General features: G+C 60.0%; 6 protein-coding genes and 5 pseudogenes. 1 reads left to right on the top strand and 10 read right to left on the bottom strand.

The features are described 5' to 3' along the window. Positions 1–150: 150 nt before the first annotated feature. From NKI10_RS30720 to NKI10_RS30680, 9 genes and pseudogenes are all read right to left on the bottom strand, one after another. Positions 151–321 (bottom strand): hypothetical protein, encoded by a 171-nt coding sequence (locus NKI10_RS30720; protein WP_352862603.1) that lies wholly within the window; start codon positions 319–321, stop codon positions 151–153. A gap of 45 nt (positions 322–366) precedes the next feature. Further along, a pseudogene (locus tag NKI10_RS30715) lies at positions 367–766 on the bottom strand (electron transfer flavoprotein subunit alpha/FixB family protein); the annotation flags it as partial. An 18-nt stretch (positions 767–784) separates the two neighbouring features. Further along, a complete protein-coding gene (locus NKI10_RS30710; RefSeq protein WP_352862602.1) occupies positions 785–1,486 on the bottom strand; it encodes an HpcH/HpaI aldolase/citrate lyase family protein in 702 nt (233 codons plus the stop codon). Continuing rightward, the gene (locus NKI10_RS30705) at positions 1,483–1,614 is read right to left on the bottom strand and encodes an aldolase/citrate lyase family protein (RefSeq protein WP_196813786.1); all 132 of its coding nucleotides are present in this window, start codon (positions 1,612–1,614) and stop codon (positions 1,483–1,485) included. The genes NKI10_RS30710 and NKI10_RS30705 overlap by 4 nt, the downstream gene beginning before the upstream one ends. 343 nt (positions 1,615–1,957) lie before the next feature. Continuing rightward, positions 1,958–2,248 (bottom strand): annotated as a pseudogene (locus NKI10_RS30700) (recombinase family protein); the annotation flags it as partial. A gap of 388 nt (positions 2,249–2,636) precedes the next feature. Next, a pseudogene (locus NKI10_RS30695) lies at positions 2,637–3,328 on the bottom strand (IS5 family transposase); the annotation flags it as partial. A gap of 360 nt (positions 3,329–3,688) precedes the next feature. Next, on the bottom strand, positions 3,689–4,798 hold the full coding sequence (locus NKI10_RS30690; protein WP_352862601.1) for a porin: 1,110 nt from the start codon (positions 4,796–4,798) through the stop codon (positions 3,689–3,691). Beyond that, positions 4,795–4,989, bottom strand: coding sequence for a hypothetical protein (locus NKI10_RS30685; RefSeq protein ID WP_023820103.1), 195 nt, complete (start codon positions 4,987–4,989; stop codon positions 4,795–4,797). Before NKI10_RS30685 ends, NKI10_RS30690 begins: the two co-directional genes overlap by 4 nt. 202 nt (positions 4,990–5,191) lie before the next feature. Further along, positions 5,192–5,890 (bottom strand): antitoxin Xre/MbcA/ParS-like domain-containing protein, encoded by a 699-nt coding sequence (locus NKI10_RS30680; protein WP_352862600.1) that lies wholly within the window; start codon positions 5,888–5,890, stop codon positions 5,192–5,194. Between the two features lie 82 nt (positions 5,891–5,972). On the opposite strand from NKI10_RS30680, the pseudogene NKI10_RS30675 reads away from it, so the two are divergent. After that, positions 5,973–6,068, top strand: a pseudogene (locus NKI10_RS30675) (IS5/IS1182 family transposase); the annotation flags it as partial. A gap of 93 nt (positions 6,069–6,161) precedes the next feature. On the opposite strand, the pseudogene NKI10_RS30995 reads toward NKI10_RS30675, so the two are convergent. Further along, positions 6,162–6,352, bottom strand: a pseudogene (locus tag NKI10_RS30995) (hypothetical protein); the annotation flags it as partial.

Raw genomic sequence — 6,352 nt, 5'->3', positions numbered from 1 at the left:
GCGCGAGCACAAGAAGCTCGCTCTACGCCAAGCCGCATGACCAGTTTCATGATCGCCCATTTTGCAGAACTTGACGCACACAACCCCGGCAGAACCGGGGATCGATTATAGTTTCCATCCCACTTCCATACCCTCGTACACTGCTTCTTCTCAGGTCCGAGCCATTTGGCAGTCGCCGATCATATAGAATTCTCTATCACTTCCCTCGAACTTGTCCGCCAGTTCGTCATTTGGGTCGCCGCCTTGCGTCAGGACCAGGGTATCGATGCCCTCGATCAGCATCGGGTCACCACTCACGATATGCTGCAGGTCGAATTCCATGCTTCTCGCGTTCGGGGAGTTCCGCTGCGATCAACGCTATACGCATCAAAACGCCTTCTGCAATTCTGGCAGCGCTTCGAAGAGGTCCGCAACGAGGCCGTAGTCTGCCACCTGGAGATCGGGGCCTCCTCGTCCTTGTTGATCGGGACGATGACCTTCGAGTCTTTCATTCCGGCCTATGCTAGATGGCGCCCGAGATGCCACAGGCGATGTAGAGCAGCGGGGCAACCACCTTGCCCGTCTGCCCGACCTGCCAGTCGTTCGGGGCATAGCCCGCATCAACGGCAGCGCGGCTTACGCCAACGGCCGCACCGAGCTTGTCGTCGACCGGGAGGATCACATCCTGGAACTTTTCAGAAGAGCCGAGCGCACGGCCGTCCGAGATGATGATCTTTGCCCACGTCAATCCGGGTCGATCGGATGAGGACAGCGCGTCAGAAACGTGTGTCAAGACTGGAGAGAGCTACTGTCGAGATTTCATGTGACAACGTCTTCGGATCTCCTCATTGTGTCTGTTCCTGGTTCCCCCGCGGCTCCGTCGCAGGACGAGATGCGCCCTTGCGATGACCGGCGCGTCGATCATCTGCCCTTCCACGGCTCGCGTGCCGCCGTCGGCGGCCGCGTCGACGACGCGGCGAGCCCACTCGACTTCCGATGCGCCGGGCAGGAAATGTTCGAGAACGGCGCTCGGCTGCGAGGGATGGATGCAAAGCTTGCCGCCGGCGCCGCAAGCGACTGCCGTCAGGCATTCCGCCCTCAGCACAGCCGCGTCCCCGATCTTGAAGGCAGGGCCGTCGAGCGGCGGCGCGATGCCGCCGGCGCGGCTGGCGACCGCAAGCCGGCACAGGATGTGCCGTGTCATTTCGGCCGACACGGGCATGCCCATGTCGAGAAAAAAGTCGGCCGGTCCGAAAGCCAGTTGCGACACCTGCGGATGTCGGGCAATTCCCTGCGCGCCCTCGAGGCCCGCGGCGGTCTCGATCTGCGCGATCAGCATGACGGGATAAGGAAAGCCGACTGCGATGCGGTCGAGCTCGCTTGCGTCCTCGATCTTGGGGACGCAGAGTGCATCAAGCCGAGCGCACGCATAGCATCCAGGTCGGCTTCGTGCCAGCGCGTGTCTTCCGCATTGATGCGCACGAATGCCGGGACGGATAGCGCTCACGCCGCGCTGAGGTTCATGCGAACTTCGTCCTTAAGACTGTCGGGCACAGCGTCCTCGAGATCAACGATCACCGCGTCGGCACCCGAGACGGCGGCCTTGACGAAGCGCTCGGGCCGGCTGGCTGGCACAAACAGCGGGGCTGTGACTGGGGGCTCCTGCCCGCGTCTGGCAGCCCATCTGCTTGAGCCGCTGGCACACCTCCCGCAGGCTCATGCGATCCAGGCCGACCCATGCGAAGATCAGACGAACAATGTGCGCCCTCCGCCTCCACCAACCTCGAAGCGTGCCACGCCGCCACCTTGGTTCCGGCCCACATAGCGGTAGCCAAAGGGCGCACCCGTCAGAGCGCTGACGGAGCCGGAACGGGCCGCATGACGACGACCGCGACGGCTCCGCTCGAGGATCTTGGAGCAAAAGATCATCTTCGGCCGTGCCACCAATGGGGCGGTTCAGGAAGACGATCTCCACACCGGCACGACGGAACTCGTCGATCAGCAGCGCCTGATGGGCGTAGCGGCGGGCGAGCCGATCGGGAGCAAGGACGTAGAGACGCTCGACGTGGCCACTGGCAACCGCATCCCTCAGCCGCTCCAGCGCCGGGCGAAGCAGAATCGAACCACTGTAGCCGTCATCCAGATAGCTGTGACCTGGCTCAAGCACGAAGCATCGGCGGCAATGCGTTCCTGCAACGCTATGACCTGACTGGCGATCGTGTTGTCGCGCGTCTGGGCCTCGCTGGATACCCGTGCATAGAGCGCGCATCGCATCTCGGTCATTGCTCACCTCCCGATCGCGCCATAACTTCCTTCACCTTCGATGAGCGGCCCGGAGGACCGTCCGGCCGCTGGCTTGTGCGCCATATCATCGGCACAAGGCGGGCATAGGCCTCGAGCAGATGTTGGGGCCGGTTCTTGTCGCTTCGAACGACGTGCACGCGCAGCACAGGGCGATCCTTGCGCCGGACCATGTGCGCCTCCATCGGCCAGCTCGCAGCTGGGCCGCCGATGGCGCATTGAATCCTGTGGTGGCTCTGATTCACCCGCGACAAATCGACTCGCACTCCGATTGCGAGTCTCAACAAGCTGCCGCTTACGGCTTGGACGCTCGATGCGCACCGACCACTCAAAGGCAAACTTGGCAACATTGTACAGCGGTTCACGACCCATCGTCGTGGCAGCACCACAAAGCCCTTGGCCGTGTCGGCGCGCTTGATGATTTCGATGGTCCATGTGCCGAGATTGGCCAGAGCCTGCGATTCTCCGGCATAGCCACCGTCGGCGAACAGATGGCCCAACCAGGGATAAAGCCTTCGAATGGAGGCGATGACGCCGACTGCCCCATCCCTGTCCTGGATGTCGGCCGTGTGCACCGTCAGCCCGACCAAGTGTCCCTCGGTGTCGGTAATGATATGGCGCTTGCGGCCTTTGACCTTCACCGGCGTCGTAACCACGCACACCGGCAACGTCCGTGGTCTTTGCCGATTGGCTGTCGATGACGCCGGCGCTCGGGCTCGCTTCGCGACCAAGCGCCAGGCGTGCCGCAGCCACCAAATAGGAAGTTGATGCTCTTCCACAGCCCGTCGTCCCGCCAGGCATAGAAATAGCGTTGAACCGTCGAAATCGGCGGGAACCGGTCCGGCAATGCCCGCCACTGGCAGCCGGTTCAGGCGATGTAGAGGAGCGCGTCCACGACCGCTCGAAGTTCTGTCGTCCGCGGTCGTCTCGTCGTCTTCGTTCCCGGCAGGAACGGCTCGATCAATGCCCATTCCTTGTCCGTCGACGCGTTTGCATCTCGCTGTCCCGCGCGGCAATATCGCCGACGGGTGGTCTCCGTCCAACCGATGTCTTGATCCCGTTCAAGTCTAAACAACTCAAGCGAATCACAATGGACGGGGCCACTCAACCGCTTCCACGCCCAAAACCAAGTTTCGGGTGAGGCTCTGACAGCAGGTCGTCGCTACACGACGGCAATCCTTTCGATTCAGTCAGAATGCTCGACGCTCTAAAGTGAAGGGCGCCCTGGTCAAGGGCGCCCTTCACATCGGCGGCGGGCTTCGATCCCGGAGGTGCGGACCTAAGCACTTTGGAAGGAGCCGCCGACGAATCCTTTTTGGGTAACCCGCTGAGCCAACACCGGCTGTACGAGCGAGTCCAGCGCACGCAAACGTATGCGGCGGGCGCTATGGGGTAATGCTTCGATTCGTCAGAACGAGCGCTGGAAGCGGAGGATGCCGCCGACAGCGTTGCTCTTGCCAGCGGGGATGCCGGTCCAGTTGTAACCGTTTCTGTCGTGGTCGTTATGAGCCCAGTCAACTTCGGCCGTGATCGTGAGACCCGGGACGATCTTGTAGGCAACGTTCGCCGCAAGGCCAAACTCTTTGGCTTCATCATACGAGAGCTGGAGGTTGAATTCAGTCTTCTCGTTCAAGGTGTAGGTGGCGCCACCCCACACTGCCCAGTTGCCGCCCCACTGCTTGTAGAAGCCGCGGTCGCCGGCAGGGATCGCATAGGTCGGGTCGTCGAGATTGTCGTTGGTACCGTAGCCCGCCATGACGAACAGCGCCAGCGCCTCGGTCGCATTCACGTCCAAGCGAACCTTGCCGGCCACCTCTTCGTAGTTGCTGTCATAAGCAACGACGCCGGTGATGGCGCCCCAGCCCTGCGTGTATTTCACGCCGCCGACGACATGCGGAACGTAGCTGTCGATCGTGCCGACCGTGCCAGAGCCTTCTTCGAGAGAGAGTACTGCCGAGAAGCCATTGCCGGCGTCGAAGTAGTACTGCACGACATTGGTGTCGAAATCGCCATAAGGAACTAGCGTATCGTTGATGACGTTGCCAGCGTAGCCGATGAACGTATCGAACGCTGATTCCTCCTTACCAACGCGCAGTCCGCCCAGTTGAATCCAGGCGAAGTTCAGCGTACTGCTGTTACTGCCGTCGGAATAGTTGAACTTGGTTTCAGTGTAGGTCTTCAAGGTGCCGAGTTCTGTTTCCTGACCAGTCCAGGTCCTCAGCGAGAGGCGGGCCTTCTTGTGCCAGGTATCGTTGATGCTGCCGTCCTCATGGTCGACAGCACGACGGCCGTTGTACGAACCTTCCTGGCCAGCCGAAGCATCCCAGCGGACATAGCCACCGATGCGCAGGCAGGTTTCGGTGCCAGGGATATAGAGATAGCCAGCGCCATAGACGTCGCAGATCTTGACGTACTCAGCTGGTTCCGGCTCGGCGACGGTGACGGCATCGGCCGCGCGGGCGCCGGTGACCGCGGCCAAGGCGGCAGCGGAGCCGAGAAGAAGGCTCTTGATGTTCATTTTGATCTCCAGTCAAAGATTAAAAAAAGGGTCAGGGCATCATTGCTGAAAGACAGCATCCCCTCCCATTCCCCACGATCGAAAAAGATGCGCATTGCGCTGCTTCTTCGCAGTTTGACGCTATCTGTCACATCGAATAATTCAAGGTATACAGCACGAATCGCGCCGTTACGTGCAATAACCGTTGCCATTATGTCACGGAATTTGAATATATATGGCACAATTGGTGCGAACGGTACAAATAACGCAATCGGTACAACTGACACAATAAACGAAATACGAGCTCTCGACATAGGGCAACGCGCGCGTCGCTCTATATGGCTCTCGCGGGTTCACACCGGGTCTAACCAATTGCCGGTGCATTGTTTTGCAGTGAGCTTCGTCAGTCGGGCTTCATGTCGAGGAAAAATCCCGTGCGGCCAAGATGACTTCTGCAGCCAGATCCTGTTTGAGCATTTCAATGGGAATGCGGCCGTCAAGCCGGGCTGAGGGGCGGGTCAGCCAGAGCCACGCCGGTCTGGGATTGGCGATCAAGGAGAGCACCTGTTGTATCCCCGGCGCAGGCCTGCCGTCGATGAATTGAGCCAAGGGGAAGACATGCTTGCGGGCGCCTTTGCGCAACGCGACTACATCGTTGTGCCGTTGCCACCGATGCAGTGTCGATCGCGGTATGCCGAAGCGTTGTTCCAGATAGGTTGGCCCTGCAACCTGACCCGCCCAGTCTTCGATGCGCACGCATTCGCTTTGCTGATTTCGCGCTTGTAGGACGGTGCCCCCACGTCTGCCCTCGGCTCGCGCCGCGAGCGGAGCCGCTTCATCGGCGGTCTCATAGGAACGACTCACTGCTTCGGCTGCGAGCCTGCGAACAAATTCGGACGCCAGGGCGGTCAAATCGTCATGAATGGTTTGTTGGGGCGGCCCAGAAAGTAAATCGGTGGCAGCAGTATTGCCCGTCCCGATGCGCGATGCGATTGAACTGCGTTCCTTCATAACCTCCTGGTGCTGAGCCAGAACGCGCTGGACCTCTTTTGCAACCAAGCTTGAAAGCTCGTCCTGGCGAGGCTCATTTCCAAAATCAAATGATTTTATCACGGTGTGGCTCCCCTGCCGCGTATGAGTCCGCTTGATTCCCTGCGCGATCGAATTGTGATTATGGGCTATTTATGTGGGCACAATGATCTTCGAGGCCATCCGCAAGCGCTGGCCATGGATCAAGTATCTCTTCGCCGACGGCGGCTACGATCGCATGCAATTGCTGGAACAAGCTGCCCTCTCTACTGATCAACACATGCCGCTCGACTGTTGGTACCGTTGGCGCCTTCTGCATGTCAAAAAACTTCCCTCAAGTCTGCCAACACTCCGGTCATGCTGAAGGAAAGGGCCGCGCAAGTCCTAGCCTTCTAAGACCCTGCCCGTGCAGCCATTTGGCCAACTCCAAGTGTCCAGTGGCGGTGAAGTTGATGACCACGTCGACGCCCGATCTCTTGATCAAATTCAGAACCTCTTCGTAGAGATGCAAATCACGCGCGGCTTTGCCGGTTTCGGGGTTGCGTA

Source organism: Mesorhizobium sp. M0802, assembly GCF_040320115.1.
Classification (GTDB): domain Bacteria; phylum Pseudomonadota; class Alphaproteobacteria; order Rhizobiales; family Rhizobiaceae; genus Mesorhizobium.
This window is presented reverse-complemented; position numbering and strand designations above follow the sequence as displayed.

Coding starts and splice junctions, on each gene's coding strand:
- NKI10_RS30720 (WP_352862603.1), bottom strand. CDS start 321: ATGGAATTCGACCTGCAGCATATCGTGAGTGGTGACCCGATGCTGATC.
- NKI10_RS30690 (WP_352862601.1), bottom strand. CDS start 4,798: ATGAACATCAAGAGCCTTCTTCTCGGCTCCGCTGCCGCCTTGGCCGCG.
- NKI10_RS30685 (WP_023820103.1), bottom strand. CDS start 4,989: ATGGCAACGGTTATTGCACGTAACGGCGCGATTCGTGCTGTATACCTT.